This window comes from uncultured Formosa sp. (assembly GCF_947500765.1).
In the GTDB taxonomy this organism is placed as follows: Bacteria; Bacteroidota; Bacteroidia; order Flavobacteriales; family Flavobacteriaceae; genus Formosa.
In genome coordinates, this window is the sequence record NZ_CANMTH010000012.1 from 44,938 (window position 1) to 67,310 (window position 22,373).

The following is a 22,373-nucleotide window of genomic DNA, read 5'->3' on the forward strand; positions in this document are numbered from 1 at the left end:
AACGTTAAAGCATTTTATAGTGTTTCTTTTAACCAACTAAAAAATTCGTGCTGCCATACCAGAGCATTTTGAGGTTGTAATACCCAGTGATTTTCGTCAGGTAAATACAATAATTTACTTTTTATGCCTCGTAATTGTGCTGCCTGAAAAGCACTTAAACCTTGCTCGATTGGTACACGATAATCTTTTCCGCCTTGAATAATTAAAATAGGTGTATCCCATTTATCTACAAGTGTTACGGGATTGAATTCGTTAAATGCTTTTTGAGCAATTTTATTTGATTTATCCCAATAATTTCCACCAAAATCATGATTTACAAAGAATAATTCTTCTGTTGTTCCAGCCATAGACCTTGTGTCGAAAACACCATCGTGTGCAATTAAAGATTTAAAACGTTTGTTGTGAATTCCGGCTAAATAAAATACAGAATACCCGCCGTAACTTGCGCCAATAGCTCCTAATCTGTCGTTATCTACATACGATTCTTTTGCAACATCATCTATAGCAGAAAGGTAGTCGTCCATAACTTGTCCGCCCCAATCTTTACTAATCGCTTCATTCCACTCTACACCATGTCCAGGCATTCCTCTACGGTTAGGCGCTACAATAATATAGCCTTGAGAAGCCATAAGTTGAAAGTTCCAACGGTAAGAATAAAATTGTGAAAGTGGAGATTGTGGCCCACCTTGTGCATATAATAAGGTTGGATATTTTTTAGTTGCATCAAAATTAGGCGGTAAGATTACCCAAACTAACATTTGTTTATTATCGGTTGTGGTAACGTAACGTTTTTCAACTTTAGGTAAATCTAATTTGCTATAAAAGTCGTTGTTAACACTGGATAATTGTTTGAATGTTTTTTTCTTCAAATTATAAGCATAAACCTCACTAGCATGATTCATGTCGCCACGAGTTACAATAAGTGTTTTTCCTACTTCAGCAACAATACCTCTAACATCAAATTGTCCTTCAGATAATTGCTCAACCACAGGGGCAATTCGTTTTTTACCAGGATAATTCACAGAAAATAACTGAATGGTACCGTCTACAGCAGCTGTGAAATATAATTTAGAACCGTCTTTACTCCAGGTAAAACTGTTTACTGTTCCGTCCCATTGTTGGGTTAAGTTTTGTTTTATTCCGTTTTCTAAAACTATAATATCATTCTTGTCGCTTTCGTAACCTGGTGTTTTCATTTGTAACCATGCTAAAGCACCTTTTGGTGAGAATGCAGGATTGGTATCGTAACCTGTATTATCTTCTGTAATATTGGTTGTTTTTTTAGTGTCAATATTGTATTTGTAAATGTCGGTATTGGTACTTGTAGCGTAGGCTTTTCCTTTTAACTTCTTGCTAACGTAGTAAATACTTTTGCTATCTGGAGCCCAAATATAATCTTCGTCACCTCCAAACGGACGTTGTGGTGTGTAAAAAGGTTCGTTAGGCATAATGTCTGTAGCAGACTCATCTTCAGCATCTGCTTTTTTATAAAATACATGCTCGTAAGATCCGTCGCTCCATGTGTCCCAGTGGCGATTATCTAAATCTGTAAACACATAAGCATCTGCTTTATCAAGATTTTTGTAAATGTCTTTAGCTTTAATATCTTCTAAATGCACAGCTTTATGAAACAGTTTGTAAGCACCATCTGGCGATATGTTTTTGTCTGTAACGGTAACATTTTCTTTTTTAATTTCAACAGCATCGCCACCATTAATTGGAATTTTAAAGTATGACGTGTCATAACTATTGTCTTCAATATTTGGGGTTTTTACACTATAAAAAATTTGTGAGCCATCTTGAGATACGCCCATAACGCCAATACGTTTTACACTCCAAAGTAATTCTGGATTCATTACGTTTTGTGCCATCGATAAATTGCTAGTAATCAAAGCAGTTAGAATTAAGATTAATTTCTTCATTTTTATATTAATTATACAACTCAAATATACGGATTTGAGGCTGTTTCGTTTATTAAATTTGTAATAAAGTCTAGAGTAGTATATTGCGTTCTTTACTATTTAAACATCTTGAAAATTTAAGATGAATACCTTATTGAATTTTAAAATGATTAATGATTAACTTGTGAATTGAAATGTATTTAGAACATTAAGGTATGGCACAACATAACGAACTTGGTGAATTAGGTGAAGATATGGCTGTCGATTTTCTGTTGAAAAAGGGCTATAAAGTTTTAGAACGTAATTATCGTTATCAAAAAGCTGAGGTAGATATTTTAGCCCAAAAAGATGATATTCTTGCCGTTGTAGAAGTTAAAACAAGATCGTCATCCTTTTTCGGAGATCCGCAAGATTTTGTAAAACCAAAACAAATTCAAAGATTAGTTACCGCTGTTGACGCTTACATTACAAGTCATAATTTAGATTTAGAAGTACGCTTTGATATTATTGCTATTGTAAAATCAAGTAAAAAATTCGAGCTTGAACATTTAGAAAATGCTTTTTATCATTTTTAAAATCATTTAGAATAAGCATGTAATAGAGATAAATAAAAATTATATAAAATTTTAAAATAAAATGAAACTAGTTGTATTAGATGGGTACACTTTAAATCCTGGAGATTTAAGTTGGGAGCCTTTAAAGGCTTTGGCAGATGTTACCATTCATAATCGTATAAAGTCTAATAAAGCATCAATAATCGCTGCAATCGGGAATGCAGATGCTGTTATTACTAATAAAATACCTTTACAAAAAGAGGTTTTAGAGCAGTTATCTAATTTAAGATATATAGGTGTTACGGCTACAGGTTTTAATATTATAGATGTTGAAACAGCAAAAAATCAAGGTGTAACCGTAACAAATGTACCTGCGTATAGTACAACCTCTGTGGCCCAGTTTACGATGGCGTTGGTATTGGAGTTGTGTCACCATATAGGTGATCATAATACTGCAGTACAATCTGGACAATGGGAGAAGTCTTTAGATTTTTGTTTTTGGAATAGTCCGCTAATTGAATTGGAAGATAAAACCATGGGGATTATTGGTTTCGGACAAATAGGAAAAGCGACAGCTGCCTTAGCACAAGCTTTCGGATTAAATGTTTTGGTGTATAATAGAACCATTTATCCTGAATATGAAACGGAAACATGTCGTTTTGTAGATTTAGATACATTGTTGAAAGATTCAGATATTATCAGTTTACATTGTCCGATGACCAATGATACCGCAGGCATTATTAATTCGGATAGCATTGCTAAAATGAAAACGACAGCGTTTTTAATAAACACATCTCGAGGCGGATTGGTAGTAGAAGCCGATTTAGCCGAAGCTTTAAATTCTGGTAAAATCGCAGGTGCAGCAGTAGATGTAGTTTCAGAAGAACCGATACTATCTGATAATCCACTTTTAGAGGCTAAAAACTGTATTATTACACCACATATAGCTTGGGCTCCGCACGAAGCTAGAAGTCGTTGCATGCAAATAACTGTCAATAATTTTAAAACATTTTTAAATGGAGATGCTAAAAATGTGGTGTCGTGAAAAATTTAATTGAAGCTATAAAAGCATCACAAATAGACAAGTCGTTATAGAGTTTTGGAGTTAAAATGTTTGCAAATATTAAAAGAATGAGTCTGTATAATCTAAATAATATTCCATTTTTAATTACAGTCTTGGTGTTATTTTAATAGTATTACTAATTTTAACTATTATTATGTTACCTAAAATTATCTTTAAAAAATAAATAAAAACAGATTTTAATGTCGTTTTATTTCATTTCTCATAAAAGTCACTGGATAACATAGCCTGTAGTATAAGTGTGCACGTTAAAAATGCTTTATTTTAATTTTTTTTTAGTTGCTTTAGAAAGAATTCAACATAAATTGATTAATTAAAATTTTATAAAACTTCTAGAATTCGTTTTCTACGACCATATAATTTTTCAATAAAATAGGTTTGTGTATTTAAGAGGTATTAAAAAAAATAAAGTAAACATATTATGATAAAAAAGCTTATTCTATTAATTGTTATTGTGTTATTTCACAATTATTCTTTTGGGCAATCAGGATATCAATTTCCTAAAGATTATACGGTTCTAAATGTCGATCCTGCTAAAACCGATTCACGAATTAAAGAAGCTAATACACCTCATTTTATAGTTTATAATCAAGCTGCAAAACAAGGGAAACTTTTATTGTTTTTACCTGGTACAGGAGGCATTGCTGCTAAAGGCCCTAAGGATTTGTTTTCTGTAGCTGTTAGTCAGGGATATCATGTTATTAATCTGTCTTATATAAATACACCAGCAGTTGCTCAGATATGTAGAGGAGAAAACTTAGAAAAAAATGCAAAATGTACAAGTGATTTTAGGACTATGCGTATTTATGGCAATAATAATTTTCCGCTTATTGAAGATCAAGAACATGATGCTATAGTTAATAGATTGACTAAATTATTAACCTATCTTGCAGAAAATGATAAGCAAGGTAATTGGGGAGCTTACCTTAAAAATGGAGAACCAAAATGGAGTGAAATTGCGGTTTCAGGACAATCTCAAGGTGGCGGAATGGCTGCTTTTATAGCAAAAAAGGAACGTGTTGCTAGAGTGATAGATTTTTCTGGAGGATGGGATTATTCTGCTAAAAATAAAATTGCTGGATGGTATTATAATGAAAGTGTTACGCCTTCCAATTTATGGTATGGTACCTATCATGTTACCGAGCCTACAGCTAAAGTGATTGAAGCATCTTATATAGCAATGGGGATACCTAAAGATCATATTTACTCTTTTAATCTTCCTGTGCCAGAAGGAAAAAAAGGACATTCTAATGGTGTAAGAAATATAGGTTACGCAGAGCAATGGATAACGTTATTAGGAAAAGGAAATTAAAGAGTGTAATTTATAGAGTAATCTCATAAAAAGACCAAATAATTATATTTTTATATAAAAAAGTATGTTACAAAGTAAGTATTTTTACTCTGTAACATACCTTTTTTATTAAGGATAGGAGTTATTATATAAATGAGAAGCAGATATATTATTATATTATTTTTTTTAGTTCTTTCTTCAGTATATGCCGGGCAGCAATCACAAAAAACAGATTATGAAGATTGGATAAATAAAGAGAATTCGTTGATTAAAAAAGGCCTTCTTGAAGAAGCCTTACTTCTAGACATAGATATTGTTGAGAGGGCTAAAAAGGAGAATGATATTTATTATGTTACTGTTGGCTATATACGCATTGCTAATATCTTATGCACTTTTGGAGAACATTTAGAGAGTTTGAGATATTTAGATTTGGCAGATAATTTAATAGATGAAGATAAAGACTTTATTCTAAAAATAAGGGTTCTAGCTAATTATGCAAGAAATTATGCAGCATTAAAAATTAGTAATAAGTCTATTGAATATTACAATAGGTGCATTAAACTCTGTAACAAGTTGCCTCCTAATTATGATTATTTATTATCTTTCTTGTACATAAACAAGGCAGATGCTTTTACAAATACTCCTTATAAATTAGATTCTACATTAGTTTATTTACATAAGGCAATTAAAATTAAAGAAAATCCATTTAAGTATGCCGTTGTTGCAAATTATTATTTAAAGAAGGATGTAAATATAGATTCAGCAAAGACTTATTTAAATAAAAGTAAAAAGTTAATGCAAGTTCGGGATATTACAGAATATCATAAATCTATAATACTGCAAGCAGAAGCTAATTATAATAAAGCCATAGGGAATTATGATAAAGCTATAAGTTTGTATGAAGAGTCTATAGATATTTCTAGGAATATTAAGGAGTTAGACAATGTTCAATTATCTTATAAATTAATTTCAGAAACGTACTCTCAATTACAAGACGAGGATCGTTCTCATGAGTATTTAGTAAAATATGCAGACTTAACAGATAGTTTAAGTACGCAGTATAATAAAAATATAGGTGGTGTAATTAGTAACTTTTTAACCGAACAAGAAAGTGATTATAAGCAGCAAGAAAAAAAATACAGTGTTCTTATAGTAACAGTAGTCTTTTTGTTTGTAGGACTTGTAATCCTAATTGTGTATTACTACAGAAAAAAAAGACTTAGAATAGTTGAAGAGAAAGAATACTTAATAAAGCAAGAACAACTTGAAAGTGAAAAATTAAAACAAAAATTAAATGAAGCTTTCGAAGAAGTTGTCGATTTAGCTAAAAGTAACGACCCTTCTTTTCTTATCCGTTTTCAAGAAGTTTATCCCGAGGTGTGTACAAATTTATTAAGGGTAAATTCTAAATTGGTAAACACAGAATTAACATTATGTGCCATGATTTGGCTTAATTTTTCTTCAAAAGATATTGCAAGCTTCACTAATATTCAGCCCAGAACGGTGCAAACCAAAAAGTACAGATTACGTAAAAAGCTAAACATTCCCGAAGATGAAAATATATATACTTGGATAAAAAGAATTTAATTCAAGTTGTTTATAAAAACTCTTTTTTTTACTGATATTTTTATTGTGTTTTAACATTATTATTGATTTTTTTGGATGTCATGTTTGATAAATTATTTGAATAAAATAAATAAATTAATAATATACTGTTGTTTTATTTTCTTTCTCATAAAAATCTAGTGTTAAGGCTTGATGTAGTATAAGTGTACACCTCTAAATCTCCCGTTTTTATTGGTTTTTTAGTTGTTTTATATCTCATTTGTTAATGTTGTCATAAATATAATTTAACAAAAAGTTAAATTATTTTGAAGGCATTTAATAGATGGTTTATAATAAAAACAACTGTGTATGAAAACAAAAATCTTCAAATTATTAATCTTCTTTATTACGATTCAATTCGGGACTATTCAGTATATCTATTCGCAAGAAAACAATATTACGGGTAAGGTGATAGACGAATCAAGTATTCCTGCTTCAGGAGTAACTGTTATAATAAAAGGTACTCGGATAGGTGTGCAAACAGATTTTGATGGTAATTATTCCATTAAAGCAAATCAAGGACAGGTGTTGGTGTTTTCTTATTTAGGTATGGGGGCAGAAGAAAGAACTGTTGGTGCCTCTACAAAAATAGACGTTACGTTATATGAAGATGCAGAAGCCCTGAATGAGGTTGTGGTAACTGCAATGGGTATTGAGCGAGCAGAAAAGACTTTAGGGTATGCTGTGAGTACAGTAAAATCTGAAGATTTTGAAGAAGCAAGAGAAACCGATGTATTACAAGCCTTACAAGGTAAAGTGTCTGGTGTTCAAATTACTGGCGGAGGCGGAGGTGTAGGGACTTCGACAAAGATAACAGTAAGAGGTCTTACTCGTATATTTGGAGATAATAACCCGTTATGGGTAATTGATGGGGTTCCTATATCTGATGATAATAGTTCTGACGGTGGTATATCAGGAGGTGCAAATTATGGGAACAGAGCCCAAGATATTAATCCAGATGATATTGAAACGCTAACCGTGCTTAAAGGGGCATCGGCTGCGGCTTTATATGGTTCAAGAGCATCTAACGGTGTTATTGTGGTAACTACTAAAAAAGGGAAAGGAAAAGGTGCCACCATTACTTATAGCTCAACAATGCGTTTTGATACACCTCTACGACTTCCAGATTTTCAAAATAGCTATGGCCCAGGTAGTCTAGGAGTTTATAGTGAGATTGATGGCGATAATATACAAGATGCTTCTAAAGGTTGGGGACCTGCAATCTCTAGCGGAACAACGTACACAGATTATGCAGGCAATTTACAAACCTTTACATCGAATCCAGATCTTCAAAAAGATTTTTATGATTTAGGTTCAACTAGGGTAAATAGTTTTTCAATTTCAGGAACTTCAAACGAAGGAAAAAATAATTATAGAGTTAGTACTTCTTATAGTTCAAATGAAGGGCTTTTACCTGGATCGTCTCTTGATAGATTGAATTTAGGCCTTAAAGCAGGTTCTGAATTGTCTGATAAGTTGAGTTCTGAATTCAGCGTAAATTATATTAATACAGGTATAGATGGTGCTGTAGCAACAGGAGCAAATGACCCTAATATATTAACAAGTATTGTCAATCTATTACCAAGAGTTACAAATATAGATGTTTTTAAACCATGGGTAGCCGATGATGGCGTAACACAGCTATCTCCTGTTGATGCTGATGGAACCAATAACCCGTATTGGATTGTTAATGAAAATCAAAGAACAGCTGATACCGAACGGTTTTTTGGGAATGTTGCTCTTACTTATAGCCCTGTAAATCATTTTTCTATGTTAGGAAGAGTGGGGTATGATACCTACAATACAAAATATTTTAGAAATAATCATAAAGGAACTATTGGACTTCTTGAGGGTAATTATAGACAATCTACTACGAGTAGAAATGAAATAACTCTAGATTATATAGCAACTTATGATAATTCTTTTGAAGATTTTGATGTTACTTTAAGGGGTGGGGTACAATGGAATCAAAGAACAACTGATATTATTGGTAATCTTGGTACAACTCTTACTATTCCTGAGCTTTTTTCCCCAGGTAATGTAGAAAGTAATGTTCCTTTTAACAATTATTCTCAAACACGTATTTTTGGAACTTTTGGAGATTTTACAATGACTTATAAAAAATGGCTTACTTTAAATGCAACTGCAAGAAACGATTGGTCTTCTACCTTACCAGAGAATAACAACAGTTATTTTTATCCATCAGTAGCTTTAAGTTTCGTATTTTCTGATGCCTTTAATATTGACAGTAATATTTTTAGTTATGGTAAATTAAGAACAAACTGGGCAAACGTAGGGGGTGATACAAGTGCTTATCGATTAGATTACTTGTATACTCCTCAATCAAGTTGGTATGGACAATTTAGTACATCTGGAACATTTCCTTTTGGTGGTCAGCTCGCTTTTTCGGGTCCAAATTCTCTGCCAGATGCATATTTAAAGCCAGAAAATCAATTAAGTAAAGAAATTGGTATTGAATTAGGGTTTTTTAAAAACAGATTTACAGTAGATGCAACTTATTATAAGACTAATACTACTGACCAAATTATAGCATTATCTACCTCGCCTTCTACAGGGTATAGTTCTGCTTGGACTAATTTAGGAGAAATATCAAACACAGGTTTTGAATTACAATTAGGAATAAAATTAATTAGAGCTAAAGGGTTTAAGTGGGACTTAAATTACAATTTTACAACCAATGAAACCATTATTGAAGATTTAGGTGATTTAGAGAAATATACTTTGGCAAGTACTTATAATGGTTTAACAGTAGCTGCCGGAGAAGGAGAAAGTATAGGTCTATATGGAAATAGATTTGCTAGAGCTGTAGATGAAAATGGAAATACTATAGAGGATCAAATACTAGTAGGAAGTACCGGTTTACGTTATGAAGGTAATACAGAACGCTTAGGAGATATAATGCCAGACTTTACTATGGGGCTTACTTCTGTATTTAGTTATAAAGGTTGGAGACTATCCACAACTTTCGATTGGAAAGAAGGCGGTGTTTTATATTCGCAAACCGTATCTAACCTAAGAACTAGTGGTTTGGCTGCAGAAACAGCTGTAGATAGAGAAACACTTTTTGTAGATCCAAATACCTTTGTTGATAATGGAGATGGTACGTATTCTGAAAACACAACACCAATACCAAATGTACAATCTTATTGGACTAATTATTCGGCCTCTAGGATTCATGAAAGTAATACGTTTGATGCTACTTATATAAAATGGAGAGAGTTAGCTTTGTCTTATTCGTTGAATAAGAATCAGTTAGGGAGCACCCCTTTTAAATCTTTAAGATTTAGTTTGCAAGGAAGAAATATAGCACTTTTTAATACTAGTATTCCTCATATTGATCCAGAAACAAATTTGTTTGGTTCAAGTAGTAATGGAGGGGGTATTGAATATAATGGTTTGCCTTCAACAAGTAGTATTGGGTTTGGTGTTAACGTTCAATTTTAAATAAGAAAAAGATGAAAAATACAATCATAAAAACAAAGTATTTATTTTTATTATCGTTAATTATATTCAGCTTAAACGGATGTACTGATGATATAACAGATATTAATGAAGATCCATTAGCAGTAACAACAGTACCACCTTATCTTTTATTTCCTGAGGTCATAGTCAATATGTCTTCGCAAAGAGTTATTGAATTCGCAGGTTCTAATATGCATGCGCAACAATGGGCAGGTAGTGCTGGTACCTGGAGAAGTAGAAGTAGATATACACTTGGAGTGCCTTCAGTAAATAATGCATGGACAAATTGGTATACAACCTGTTTAAAAAATTTATCTTTAGTAGAATTATTAGTTGAAAAAGATTACCCAGAAGATGTATATATTACTGCTCAAGCGAAAATATTAGAAGGGTTTATTTATTCTAATATAACACAGGTATGGGGAGAAGTTCCATTTACCCAAGCAGGAAATCCAACAGAATATCCTAATCCAGAGTTTGATTCTCAAGAAACTGTAATGGAAGGTATAGTTACTTTAATGGATGAAGCTATTGCAATTTTAGAACAAGATATCGATTCAGACATTGTTGATGACTTAATTTTTGATGGAGATAAAGAGGCTTGGATTCGTTGGGCAAATTCTATTAAGTTAAAAATGCTCATGTTTATGGCAAATATAAAACCTACTGAAGTATCAGACAGACTTCAGGAAGTAGCAAATAGCGCGTTAATACTAACGAACGAACAGGAAGCTAAATTAAAATACAGTTCTGAAATTGGTAACGAAAACCCTAAATATACTTTTATAAATAATTATTGGGGAGGAAATGTTAATTTATGGTACGCAGGAAGCCCTCTTGTAAACCTTATGAATGATTTAGACGATCCCCGTAGAGCAACTTATTTTGATCAAAATGTAAATGGTGTTTATGTTGGTTTAGTTCAAGGATATACAGGTGTCACACTTACTTCAAAAATAAATGTAAACAATATTCTAGCAGATACACCTGATAGATACTCAACAGCATCTGAAACCTATTTTTTATTGGCAGATGCTGCTGCAAATGGATATATTTCAGGAGGTTTAGCACAAGCGAATACATGGTTTTTAGAAGGAGTTACATTGGCTTTAGATTATTTTGATGGTTCTTTAGGAGAGATTTCACAAACAGATAAAGATACGTATATAGCAAGTTTGCCAGATTTATCAACACTAACAACAGATGAAGCACTAGATTATATAAACGACCAGCATTATATCTCTTTATTTGGTAATGGAATTGAAGCATGGAATTTATGGAAAAGAACAAAGTCAGTTGATTTTGATATTCCTAACCTTTCTGGTGCCTCAGATATAATTAGAAGATATACATATTCTAGCAATGAAGCTGCAGCTAATATAAACATACCTACTGAAGTAACTATTGAGGATCCTATGTGGTTTGAAAAATAGAGTGTAATATTTTAGAATTATAGTAAGCTAGTGATGTTTCATTTTTTTTGAGTTAGTCATCGTCTTATAACTGTTTTATAAGATAAAAACTGAATTTTATAATTACTAGCTTACTATAATTTAACGCAATTAATATGTCTATAAAAGATTAAAAAATGTCTTGTTAATAATGAGATAAGGTTTAAAAGAAAACAGAATTAAACGAGAAGTAATTTTACACTTAGTTTACATTCATCTATGGGCGTAATAACAAAATTACCAATTACGATAGCTAGATTTTGTCCGTAAATACATTCGAAAAGTAAAACGAATAAGAAATAAGATATATTAAATTTTTATTTAATGATGATTATAAAAAAAAGAATATTTAACTACTTTACATTAATAGCTATTTTAATATTGTGTGGCTGTGAAAAAAAAACAGACACTAAAGAAGTAAATGTAGACATCGATAGGCCAAATATTTTATTTATTCCTATAGATGATCTCAGACCAGAGTTGGGGTGTTATGGTAATAGCGACGTAATATCTCCTAATATTGACAAATTAGCCTCTAATGGCGTTGTTTTTAATCGTGCCTACTGCCAACAAGCCGTTTGTACTGCTTCTAGAACAAGTTTATTGACGGGTTTAAGACCTGACTCTACGCAAGTTTGGGATTTAAAAACACATTTTAGAGACCAAATGCCCGACCTGGTTACACTTCCTCAATTTTTTAAAAATAATGGTTACTATAGTGTTGGTTTAGGAAAAACGTTTCATAACACTTTGCAGGATTCCTTAGCTTGGAATGAGTATTTACATGTCGACGGATTTCCTTTCGATCCGGATGCTGTATACGTAAACCAAGATAATATTATAGAACAAAAAGAACTTGAATTAAAACGCTTAAAAGCAGGTCGAGCTAAATTTGATAAGTATGGTTTTATTTATTCGAAAACTAGATCTAGTGAAATGGGACTGGTAGATGATGATGCTTATTATGATGGCGCTCAAACTACAATGGCTATTAAAAAATTAAGCGAATTAAAATCTAAAAATCAACCTTTCTTTTTATCTGTAGGGTTCTATAGACCGCATTTACCTTTTAACGCACCCAAAAAATATTGGGACATGTATAATAGGGAAGATATAAAATTGGCAGATAATCAATTTCATCCAAAAGATAGTCCATCTTATGCTGTGCATGGGGATGCCGAACTTAGAGGGTATATGGATGCTAAAAACAACTTACCTTATCCTAATGAAGGAAATTGGGATGAAGAAAAGCAAAGAGAACTTAAGCATGCCTATTATGCCTCTATCTCTTATGTCGATGCGCAAATAGGTAGAATAATGGACGAATTAGAACGTCTTGGGCTTAAAGATAATACCATTGTTGTACTTTGGGGAGATCATGGTTGGAAGCTTGGTGAACATAATGGTTGGGGTAAACAAACCAATTATGAAATTGATGCTAGAGTACCATTAATTATTAGTGGAGATAAAGTTGCTGCTAAAGGTAAAATTAGTGATGCTTTAACAGAGTTTGTAGATGTGTATCCAACACTTTGCGATGTAACAGGTTTTAATGTTCCCGAATATTTACAAGGAACAAGTTTAAAACCGCTTCTAAAAGATCCAGATTCAAAAGTAAAAGACGCTGCTTATAGTCAGTTTTTATTAGGAAGATTTGGGCCTATAAAAGAAAGAGAAGAAGAACGAATGGGATATACTGTAAGGACAGATCGTTACCGTTATGTTGAATGGTATACCTGGAAGGCAGATAAAAAAGAAAAAGGAGAATTAGTGGGGAGAGAACTTTTTGATCATGAGAAAGATTCTCAAGAGAATATAAATGTTGTAAACGAAGTTGCAAACCAGGAATTAGTAGTAACGTTGTCTCAAGAATTAAAAAAAGGATTCACAACATTATAAGTTGATAAACATTATGAAAAAGTATATTTATGGTTTACTGTTTTTAGGACTTACCTCTTATATTAGCCCAAGTGAAAAAGAGGTCATACAACCTGATAAATTAGAAATAAAAGTACAAAAAATGAATACATTAGGATTGATAGGAGGAACGTCTTGGCATTCTACATTAGATTATTATAGCGCAATTAATCAAGCTGTAAACGATCACTTCGGAAATAATACAAATCCACCGTTGTTGGTTTATACGCTTAATCAGGCTGAGGTGCATCGTTTTCAAAGAGAAGATAAATGGGATTCCATTGCGGCTATGTTAACACATGCAGCAAAAAGTCTTAATAAAGCAGGTGCGCGATCTGTAATGTTTTGCGCAAATACACCTCATAAAGTATATACTACGGTCCAAGATCAATTAGATTTTCCTGTGATACATATTGCAGATGCAACGTCTAAAGCGATTCATAAAAAAGGCTTAAAAAAAGTAGGTTTTATTGGAACTAAGTATAGTATGACCGAAGATTTTATTACGGGAAGAATAGAAGATAATGGTTTAGAAGTTCTTGTGCCTAAAGAAGAAAAGGTTATTGATGAATTGCATAGAATTATTATAGAAGAACTTACATACGGAGAAGTTAAACCCGAATCTAAAAAGTATGTGTTAAGTGTTATAAATAAAATGAAAGATGAAGGCGCAGAAGGTATTATTTTAGGCTGTACAGAGTTTCCTTTAATGATTTTTGAAGACGATCTTGATATTTCTATTTTTGATACAACTAAAATACATTCCTTATCAGGAGTAGACTATATTTTAAACGAATAAGTGGTTTGTTTATTTTGTGATAAACATGTTTAGAGCTGAACAACAGATGTTGTTCAGCTTTTTACTTATTAAGACTTTGTAAACAGTATGTAAGTCGTTAATATTTGTCTATGATTTGTGTGAGTTTAAAAATGTAATTAGTGCTTCTACATCATCTGGTTTCGCTACAATTTTTTTGTCTTTATCTAGTACAAAAAATGATGGTGTACTCGAAATACCATACGCTACTGGAATTGGGTTGTCCCATTTTCCATAACCGTAAATTTGAGTAAAATCTGGATAGTCTACAATAGTTTTTTCCCAATTAGGACGTTCGTCTTCCAGCCCTACAGCGAGTACTTGAATATTGGTTTTAGTTCCTAAGTATTTTTTTAATACAGGCAATTCAGCAAGGCAATGCGAGCATGTGCTACTCCAAAAGGTTACAATGTAAAAATCTTTTCCCGTAAGTTTACTTAGTTTACTACTTCCTTGTTTAGAAGGCCAAGAGAAATCGGGCGCTACTACGCCAATGGCTGTATTTTGAAACGCTTTCATGTCAGATAAAAGTAGTTCGTCTTTTACAGGATCTAATAATTTTTCTAGATATTTTGAAGCAATATAATTGGCAACCTCTTCGTTGTTAAGTTCTTTAAACTGGTTCCACAAGGACTCTAAAATTGATTTCTGAATTACTTTTTCTTTAGAAGTAACACCAACAACAACGTCTATATTGTTCTTATACGAGGTGTTTTCGTGTTGTTTGTCTACAAAAATGAAAATGTATCTTAGTGCAGAATCTAATAAAAAACTAGAGTTTTGTAGTACCGAATTGCTAAAGTCTATAGGCTTAAAGTAGTTGGTTTTGTAATTATTGAAATACGTTTGCGCATCTTCAAAAGCTGTTGGGATGTATGGTTTTTCTGCTTTAATAAAATCATGAACTAACATATTTTCAGACGTTTCTTCTGCTTTATGTTGTACTGTTTTTAACTCTGTAAAGCATGCCATATATTCGGCTTTGTCTTGAATGTTGTTGCTGTAAAATGTATTGATTTTGCTTTTAATAGCAAGCATCTCGCTTTTGTAATCATTTAATAGTGTATTCTCTTTAGATGATTGAAAAGAAATCCCTTTTTCCTTATCGAAACTAAAGACGATATCTTCATTATTATAAATAAATTCGAAATTATATTGATCTTGAGGTAGTGCGTATACTACACGATACATACCTGGTTTTTGAGAGGCGTCTAGCTCCATTTCAAAATGACCATTTACAATGTTTGTATTTGCAATGTAAACTGGTTTAGAAGGTTCTAGTTTGTATAAAATAGCAGCTCTAAATTGTTCTGCAGGCAAAAATGTTCCAGAAACTTTATGCTGGGCCAATAGTATGGTTGGGAGTAGTAAAAATGTAAAAATTAATTTTTTCATGTGTTTTAATTTAAAATAGGTTGTAAGGCAAGTAATGCTTGTTTTACAGTTTTAATATGGTCGAAAGTTAGTAATAGTCGTAGTCCTGCACGTGTTTGTTTTTCCTTCATTTTACACGCTTTTGGGTGGGATTGTACAAATTTTAAAACGTTTGTAAAACTAGCACTTTGGTAGAATGAACTTTGTTGGTCGCTAACAAAATAACCAACCATTTTACCTTGTTTCATAACTAATTTTTCTAATCCAATTTTTGTTGCAAGCCATTTAACGCGTACGCTATTTAGTAAGTCTACAACTTGTACCGGAAGTTCTCCAAAACGATCGATTAGCTCTTTTTCGAATGCGATTAATTCGTCTTCTGTTTTTAACTGATTAAGTTGTGTATATAGATTTAAACGCTCGGCAATATTATTAACATAATCGTCAGGGAACAGTAATTCAAAATCGGTGTCTATGGTAATGTCTTTAACATATTCCTTAGGTTTGCCTTCTTCTTCTGGATATAAATCTTTAAACTCGTTTTCTTTTAATTCTTCAATGGCTTCATTTAAAATTTTCTGATAGGTATCAAATCCAATATCATTTATAAATCCGCTTTGTTCGCCACCTAATAAATCACCAGCGCCACGAATTTCTAAATCCTTCATGGCAATATTAAAACCACTTCCTAATTCTGTGAATTGCTCTAAGGCGGTGATACGTTTTCTGGCGTCTTCGGTCATAGAAGAGTATTCTGGAGTAATAAAATAACAGAATGCTTTCTTGTTACTTCTACCTACACGACCACGCATTTGGTGCAAATCGCTCAACCCAAAATTATTAGCGTTATTTATAAAAATAGTGTTTGCATTTGGTACATCTAAACCACTTTCTACAATGGTTGTACTGACTAGAACATCAAAATCACCATTCATAAAAGACAACATTAGGTTTTCTAATTTTTTACCTTCCATTTGTCCGTGACCAATACCTACTTTTGCATCGGGAACCAAACGCTGAATTAAACCTGCAACTTCCTTAATGTTTTCAATTCTGTTATGAATGAAATAAATCTGTCCACCACGCTGAATTTCGTAACTCACAGCATCGCGAATCGTTTCTTCTTCAAAACGAATAACATTACTTTCAATTGGATAACGGTTTGGCGGAGGTGTTGTAATTACAGATAAATCACGTGCTGCCATCAAGCTAAATTGTAGTGTTCTTGGAATTGGTGTTGCTGTTAATGTCAATACATCTACATTGTCTTTTAGTGTCTTTAGTTTTTCTTTTACGGCAACCCCAAATTTTTGTTCTTCATCTACAATAAGAAGTCCTAAGTCTTTAAAAACCACATTTTTATTTACAAGTTGGTGTGTGCCTATAATGATGTCTACGTGTCCTTTTTCTAGTAGTTCTAAAGTTTCTCTTTTTTCTTTGGCAGTTCTAAATCTGTTTACGTAATCTACGGTTACAGGGAAGTCTTTTAAACGTTCTTTAAAGGTTTTGTGGTGCTGATATGCTAAAATGGTAGTTGGTACTAAAACAGCTACTTGTTTGCCGTTATCTACAGCTTTAAAAGCGGCACGGATAGCGACTTCTGTTTTTCCAAAACCTACATCGCCACAAACTAAGCGATCCATAGGGCGTTCGCTTTCCATGTCGTTTTTAATATCGGCAGTAGACGTGCTTTGGTCTGGCGTGTCTTCGTAAATAAATGAAGCTTCTAATTCGTGTTGTAAATGACTATCTGGATTGTATTGGTACCCTTTTTCTAACTTACGTTTTGCATACAGTTTAATCAGGTTAAAGGCAATTTCTTTAACGCGTGTTTTTGTTTTTTGTTTTAAAATTTTCCAAGCGTTACTTCCTAGTTTATGAATTTTTGGCGCCTTACCATCTTTTCCGTTAAACTTGGTTATTTTATGAAGTGCGTGTATGCTTAAATATAAAATATCGCGCTCGCCATAAATAAGTTTTATGGCTTCTTGTTTTTTGCCTTCAACATCAATTTTTTGAAGTCCGCCAAAACGTCCAACACCATGATCAATATGCGTAACATAATCGCCAATTTCTAAATTGGTAAGCTCTTTAAGTGTTATGGATTGCTTTTTAGCATAGCCATTTTTAAGACTGAATTTATGGTAACGTTCAAATATTTGGTGGTCTGTATAACACAACACTTTATTGGTGTGGTCTATAAAACCTTGATGTAACGATAAGACTATGGTTTGGTAAGATACACCTTGTTCTATGTCGTTAAATATATCGTGAAATCGTTTTGCTTGTTGTTCACTTATACAAGCAATATAATTGGTAAACCCTTTATTGTGATTGCTATTTAAATTTTCTATTAACAGATCGAATTGTTTATTAAAAGAGGGCTGTGGTGTGGTATTAAAAACAATACCAGTGTCTATACTTTTAGTGAAATAATAACCGCTTCCAAATTCTACAACAGTGAATTTTAAAAGTTGTTTTTTTAATAATTCAGCATTACAAAATAACTCGTTTGGAGCGCTGTGTTTTATTTCTGAATTTAGATTTTCGAAGGCTTCTACAGCTTTGCCAAAAAGGACATCGCTTCCAGAAAACAGTAACTGACTGTTTTTAGAGAATATGACCGTTTTAGAGGATATGTATTTTATAAAACTTTCGCGACTTTCGTCTAATAATTTATTTTCAACATTAGGAATAATACTGATTTTTTTAATTTGCTCTGTAGATAGTTGCGTTTCTACATCAAAAGTTCTAATGCTATCTACATCATCTCCAAAAAATTCTATACGATAGGGTTCGTCATGCGAGAATGAAAACACATCTACAATCCCACCACGAACAGAAAATTCTCCTGGTTCTGTAACAAAATCGACACGTTTAAATTTATATTCAAATAAAATTTCGTTTACAAAATCTATAGATAAATTATCGTTTACTGCAATTTTTAGTGTGTTGCGCTCTAGTTCTTTTTTTGTAACTACTTTTTCGAATAATGCGTCTGTGTAAGTTACAATAATAGCTGGCTTTTTACGTGAGTTTATACGGTTTAAAACTTCGGCACGTAATAATACGTTAGCATTATCGGTTTCTTCAATTTGATAAGGTCTGCGGTAACTTCCAGGATAAAAGAGTACATCCTTGGTGTTTAACAACTGTTCTAAGTCGTTTAAATAATAAGCGGCCTCTTCTTTATCATTAAATATTAAGAGAAAAGGCTTTTCTGCATATTTAAAAACTTCAGCAATTACTAAAGAAAAAGACGACCCAATTAGGCCTTTTAAAACCGTTTTATTTTCACTTTTAGAAATAGCAAGTTGCAAATTTTGCGTTTGCAAAGTTTGTGCAAATGTTTGCAAGAGGTTATTTTTACTCAAGTCAATTTATTTTTTGCAAATATAGGGTATGCGTTTATAAATTATGTTAATGATTTATGAAATTAAAAATTGAGATTAATTTGATTTTTCTTAAATTAAAGATTAAAATTTAATAATAATTAAATATATTAACAATTAAACTTTATTTATATTAGTCGCCTTAAAAAATAAAAGATATGTCTTATTCAAAATTATTTGGTAGCGGGTTTACAGAACGTAACAAAGATCATTTTGCTGCTATTGTTCGTGTAGCTATGGATGATGGTATTATCTCTGAAGAAGAGAAAGCGTTTTTAGATAGATTAGCAAGAAATTTACACATAAACGAGGAGGAATACGCACAGATATTAATAGATTATAAATCGCATCCAATAAATCCTCCTGTGGAATACGCCGTGCGTTTAGAGCGTTTGTACGATTTGGCAAGAATGGTAAACTTAGACCATATAAATGGTGACAGTGAAATTACATTATTGCGTAAAATGGGAATGGGGTTAGGTTTTTCATCACGTAACGTAAAGTATATTGTAGATAAGGCCTTAACGTTAGTCGAGGAGAATGTCGATTTAGATACATTTATTCTAGAAATGAAAAAAATGAATCAATAATAGTTTATTTTTCTACTAAAATAAAAAAGCGACCATTTTAAAATGATCGCTTTTTTATTTATAATCTTATTTTAATGCTTTTCTTTCAAATTCTTCAGCCTTTTCAACCATGTGTTTGCTTCCACACATAAAAGGTACACGTTCGTGTAATTCAGTTGGTTTTATATCCATAATACGAGTAAAACCATCACTTGCTTTTCCATTAGCTTGTTCTGCTAAAAAGGCCATAGGGTTACATTCGTATAATAAACGTAGTTTTCCTTTTGGATTTTTAGAACTTTTTGGATATAAATAAATACCACCTTTAATCATGTTTCTATGAAAATCAGATACTAAAGATCCAATGTATCTAGATGTATATGGTCTATCATCTTCTTCCATTTGGCAATATTTAATGTAATCTTTTATGCCTTGAGGGAAATGTATATAGTTTCCTTCATTACACGAGTAAATATTTCCATCTAAAGGGAAAGACATATCTGGGTGCGATAAGTAAAACGTTCCAATTGCAGGGTTTAAAGTGAACCCATTTACGCCGGCACCAGTAGTATAAACTAACATTGTAGAAGTTCCGTACACAATATATCCAGCAGCTACTTGTTGGTGACCTTCTTGTAAGAAATCATCAATTGTAACAGGAGATCCTACTGGAGTGATACGTCTGTACACCGAAAAAATAGTTCCCACAGATACGTTTACATCAATATTTGAAGATCCATCTAAAGGATCAATTAATACCACATATTTGTTTTGGTTTTTAGAATCTTGACTGTTAATCGAAACGAAATCGTCTTCTTCTTCACTAGCAATACCGCAAACAATATTTCGCTTTATAAGCGTCTGAATAAATACATCGTTAGCGTAAACATCTAATTTTTGTTGGTCTTCACCTTGAATGTTTACATCCCCAGCATTTCCAATGATGTCTACCAATCCAGCTTTGTTTACTTCGTGGTTTACAACTTTAGCAGCTAAACGAATAGAATTTAGTAATCTTGTTAACTCTCCTGTGGTGTATTTAAAAGCGGTCTGATTTTCGATTATAAATTCACCTAATGTTTTGTTTTGTTTTGACATTTATTGGTAACGTTTGTTTATGCAAATATCGTGTTTTTTGTTAAACTATAACGTTTGAGTCAAAATTATAATCCATTCATTTTATATATATTTGAAGACTTAAATAATTATTATGAATATTAAAATTAGACCAGCCAAAATTGAAGATATGGCAGGCGTACTTGAGCTAATTTACGAATTAGCTATTTATGAAAAAGAGCCTGAAGCTGTAGAAGTTACCGTTAGCGATTTAGAGCGCGATGGTTTTGGAACTACTCCTTTGTTTAAATGTTTTGTTGCTGAAATTGAAGACAGAATTAAAGGAATAGCATTAGTTTATAACCGATATTCTACTTGGAAAGGTCCTATTATTCATCTTGAAGATTTAATTGTAAATAAAGATTTTAGAGGTACAGGTGTTGGTACAGCTTTGCTTAACGAGGTTGTGAAATACGGGTATAGCAAAGGTGCAAAACGTATTAATTGGGAAGTTATAGATTGGAACGAAACAGCAATTGCTTTTTATGAAAGTAAAGGAGCAACAGTTTTACGTGATTGGGATGTGGTGCAATTAAACGAATCTGCAATAAAGAATTATATTGATAACATTTAAATGAAAGTATTTAAATTTGGAGGTGCTTCTGTAAAAGATGCTGAAGGTGTTAAAAATCTATCAGAAATTTTAAAGCAGTACTCAGATGAATATCCTGTAGTTATTGTTTCTGCTATGGGAAAAACAACAAATGCATTGGAGGTTATTGTTTCTAATGTGCTGTATAATAAAGCTGAATTAGAAGCTTCTATACAAGTGGTTATAGATTACCATAATACCATTATTTCAGAATTGTTTTTAGATGTTAATCATCCTGTTTTTTGTGTTGTTAAAACTCTTTTCGATGCTTTAAAAATCACCTTAAAAGAAAATACATCTACCGATTATAATTTTGTCTACGATCAGATTATAGGGTTTGGAGAATTACTTTCTACAACTATTGTAAGTCAATATTTAAATCAGTTAAAAGTACAAAATACGTGGTTAGATGTTCGAGATTATATAAAAACAGATTCTAATTACAGACGTGCTAATGTAGATTGGGATGCTACCGAACAACTTATAAAACCTCTTAAACAAAATCATTCTATAGTTGTAACTCAAGGGTTTTTAGGTAGTGATTTTAAAAGCACTACAACTCTTGGTAGAGAGGGTAGCGATTATACTGCGGCTATTTTTGCTTACGGTTTAGATGCCGAAAGTGTAACCATCTGGAAAGATGTTCCGGGTGTGTTAAATGCCGATCCTCGTTATTTTTCCGAGCCTAAACTTTTAGAACAATTGTCTTATACAGAAGCTATAGAATTGGCGTTTTACGGTGCAAGTGTTATACATCCCAAAACATTACAACCACTTCAAAAAAAGGGTATTACGCTATATGTTAAATCCTTTTTAAATCCCAAAGCAAAAGGCACTAAAATTAACGCACAGCTTGGCATTACTCCTAAAATACCGTGTTATATAGTTAAAAAACAAGACATTTTAATATGCATTTCTTCTTTAGATTTTTCTTACATTGTAGAAGAAAATATTAGCGACATTTTTAATATTTTGCATCTTTTTAAAATGAAAGTAGATCTTATTCAGAATTCTGCTATTAGTTTTTCTATTTGTATTGAAGATGTTTTTAATAATTTAGAACACGTTTTAGATCATTTTCGCGTTAGTTATAAAGTCTCACATGTTTCTAATGTATCTTTATACACGGTAAGACATTATAATACAGATGCTTTAGATTCAATAAAAAAAGATAAAGACATACTATTACAACAGCGTACACAAGACACGTTACAAATAGTAACTAAATAA

15 protein-coding genes are annotated in these 22,373 nt (G+C 32.2%); 11 read left to right on the forward strand and 4 right to left on the reverse strand.

The window, feature by feature from the left end:
- Positions 1–14: 14 nt before the first annotated feature.
- Positions 15–1,922 (reverse strand): S9 family peptidase, encoded by a 1,908-nt coding sequence (locus Q1B05_RS16450; RefSeq protein ID WP_299782135.1) that lies wholly within the window; start codon positions 1,920–1,922, stop codon positions 15–17.
- Positions 1,923–2,116: 194 nt separating this feature from the next.
- Here Q1B05_RS16450 and Q1B05_RS16455 point away from each other — a divergent pair, with 194 nt between their 5' ends.
- From Q1B05_RS16455 to Q1B05_RS16490, 8 genes are all read left to right on the forward strand, one after another.
- Positions 2,117–2,476 carry a YraN family protein gene (locus tag Q1B05_RS16455; protein WP_299782137.1) on the forward strand — a complete coding sequence of 120 codons (360 nt, stop codon included), beginning with the start codon at positions 2,117–2,119 and terminating at the stop codon, positions 2,474–2,476.
- 61 nt (positions 2,477–2,537) lie between these two features.
- The gene (locus Q1B05_RS16460; RefSeq protein ID WP_299782139.1) at positions 2,538–3,500 is read left to right on the forward strand and encodes a D-2-hydroxyacid dehydrogenase; all 963 of its coding nucleotides are present in this window, start codon (positions 2,538–2,540) and stop codon (positions 3,498–3,500) included.
- A gap of 457 nt (positions 3,501–3,957) precedes the next feature.
- On the forward strand, positions 3,958–4,848 hold the full coding sequence (locus Q1B05_RS16465; RefSeq protein WP_299782141.1) for a hypothetical protein: 891 nt from the start codon (positions 3,958–3,960) through the stop codon (positions 4,846–4,848).
- Between the two features lie 132 nt (positions 4,849–4,980).
- A complete protein-coding gene (locus Q1B05_RS16470; protein ID WP_299782143.1) occupies positions 4,981–6,414 on the forward strand; it encodes a hypothetical protein in 1,434 nt (477 codons plus the stop codon).
- A gap of 327 nt (positions 6,415–6,741) precedes the next feature.
- Complete coding sequence (locus Q1B05_RS16475) at positions 6,742–9,897, forward strand: SusC/RagA family TonB-linked outer membrane protein (protein ID WP_299782145.1); 3,156 nt, start codon at positions 6,742–6,744, stop codon at positions 9,895–9,897.
- An 11-nt stretch (positions 9,898–9,908) separates the two neighbouring features.
- Positions 9,909–11,348 carry a SusD/RagB family nutrient-binding outer membrane lipoprotein gene (locus Q1B05_RS16480; RefSeq protein ID WP_299782147.1) on the forward strand — a complete coding sequence of 480 codons (1,440 nt, stop codon included), beginning with the start codon at positions 9,909–9,911 and terminating at the stop codon, positions 11,346–11,348.
- Positions 11,349–11,690: 342 nt separating this feature from the next.
- A complete protein-coding gene (locus Q1B05_RS16485; protein ID WP_299782149.1) occupies positions 11,691–13,265 on the forward strand; it encodes a sulfatase in 1,575 nt (524 codons plus the stop codon).
- Positions 13,266–13,278: 13 nt separating this feature from the next.
- On the forward strand, positions 13,279–14,082 hold the full coding sequence (locus Q1B05_RS16490; RefSeq protein WP_299782151.1) for an amino acid racemase: 804 nt from the start codon (positions 13,279–13,281) through the stop codon (positions 14,080–14,082).
- 108 nt (positions 14,083–14,190) lie between these two features.
- Here Q1B05_RS16490 and Q1B05_RS16495 read toward each other — a convergent pair whose 3' ends face one another.
- Positions 14,191–15,495, reverse strand: coding sequence for a TlpA disulfide reductase family protein (locus tag Q1B05_RS16495; protein WP_299782153.1), 1,305 nt, complete (start codon positions 15,493–15,495; stop codon positions 14,191–14,193).
- A 5-nt stretch (positions 15,496–15,500) separates the two neighbouring features.
- Complete coding sequence (gene mfd, locus Q1B05_RS16500; RefSeq protein ID WP_299782156.1) at positions 15,501–18,848, reverse strand: transcription-repair coupling factor; 3,348 nt, start codon at positions 18,846–18,848, stop codon at positions 15,501–15,503.
- 176 nt (positions 18,849–19,024) lie between these two features.
- Here mfd and Q1B05_RS16505 point away from each other — a divergent pair, with 176 nt between their 5' ends.
- Positions 19,025–19,456, forward strand: a complete 432-nt coding sequence (locus Q1B05_RS16505) for a TerB family tellurite resistance protein (RefSeq protein ID WP_299782158.1) — start codon at positions 19,025–19,027, stop codon at positions 19,454–19,456.
- A 66-nt stretch (positions 19,457–19,522) separates the two neighbouring features.
- Here Q1B05_RS16505 and fbp read toward each other — a convergent pair whose 3' ends face one another.
- Positions 19,523–20,533, reverse strand: a complete 1,011-nt coding sequence (gene fbp / locus Q1B05_RS16510) for a class 1 fructose-bisphosphatase (protein ID WP_299782160.1) — start codon at positions 20,531–20,533, stop codon at positions 19,523–19,525.
- A 112-nt stretch (positions 20,534–20,645) separates the two neighbouring features.
- On the opposite strand from fbp, the gene Q1B05_RS16515 reads away from it, so the two are divergent.
- Together Q1B05_RS16515 and Q1B05_RS16520 are read left to right on the forward strand one after the other, a co-directional pair.
- Complete coding sequence (locus tag Q1B05_RS16515; protein WP_299782162.1) at positions 20,646–21,125, forward strand: GNAT family N-acetyltransferase; 480 nt, start codon at positions 20,646–20,648, stop codon at positions 21,123–21,125.
- Positions 21,126–22,373 carry an aspartate kinase gene (locus Q1B05_RS16520; RefSeq protein ID WP_299782164.1) on the forward strand — a complete coding sequence of 416 codons (1,248 nt, stop codon included), beginning with the start codon at positions 21,126–21,128 and terminating at the stop codon, positions 22,371–22,373.

Coding starts and splice junctions, on each gene's coding strand:
- Q1B05_RS16450 (WP_299782135.1), bottom strand. CDS start 1,922: ATGAAGAAATTAATCTTAATTCTAACTGCTTTGATTACTAGCAATTTA.
- Q1B05_RS16455 (WP_299782137.1), top strand. CDS start 2,117: ATGGCACAACATAACGAACTTGGTGAATTAGGTGAAGATATGGCTGTC.
- Q1B05_RS16460 (WP_299782139.1), top strand. CDS start 2,538: ATGAAACTAGTTGTATTAGATGGGTACACTTTAAATCCTGGAGATTTA.
- Q1B05_RS16465 (WP_299782141.1), top strand. CDS start 3,958: ATGATAAAAAAGCTTATTCTATTAATTGTTATTGTGTTATTTCACAAT.
- Q1B05_RS16470 (WP_299782143.1), top strand. CDS start 4,981: ATGAGAAGCAGATATATTATTATATTATTTTTTTTAGTTCTTTCTTCA.
- Q1B05_RS16475 (WP_299782145.1), top strand. CDS start 6,742: ATGAAAACAAAAATCTTCAAATTATTAATCTTCTTTATTACGATTCAA.
- Q1B05_RS16480 (WP_299782147.1), top strand. CDS start 9,909: ATGAAAAATACAATCATAAAAACAAAGTATTTATTTTTATTATCGTTA.
- Q1B05_RS16485 (WP_299782149.1), top strand. CDS start 11,691: ATGATGATTATAAAAAAAAGAATATTTAACTACTTTACATTAATAGCT.
- Q1B05_RS16490 (WP_299782151.1), top strand. CDS start 13,279: ATGAAAAAGTATATTTATGGTTTACTGTTTTTAGGACTTACCTCTTAT.
- Q1B05_RS16495 (WP_299782153.1), bottom strand. CDS start 15,495: ATGAAAAAATTAATTTTTACATTTTTACTACTCCCAACCATACTATTG.
- Q1B05_RS16505 (WP_299782158.1), top strand. CDS start 19,025: ATGTCTTATTCAAAATTATTTGGTAGCGGGTTTACAGAACGTAACAAA.
- fbp (WP_299782160.1), bottom strand. CDS start 20,533: ATGTCAAAACAAAACAAAACATTAGGTGAATTTATAATCGAAAATCAG.
- Q1B05_RS16515 (WP_299782162.1), top strand. CDS start 20,646: ATGAATATTAAAATTAGACCAGCCAAAATTGAAGATATGGCAGGCGTA.
- Q1B05_RS16520 (WP_299782164.1), top strand. CDS start 21,126: ATGAAAGTATTTAAATTTGGAGGTGCTTCTGTAAAAGATGCTGAAGGT.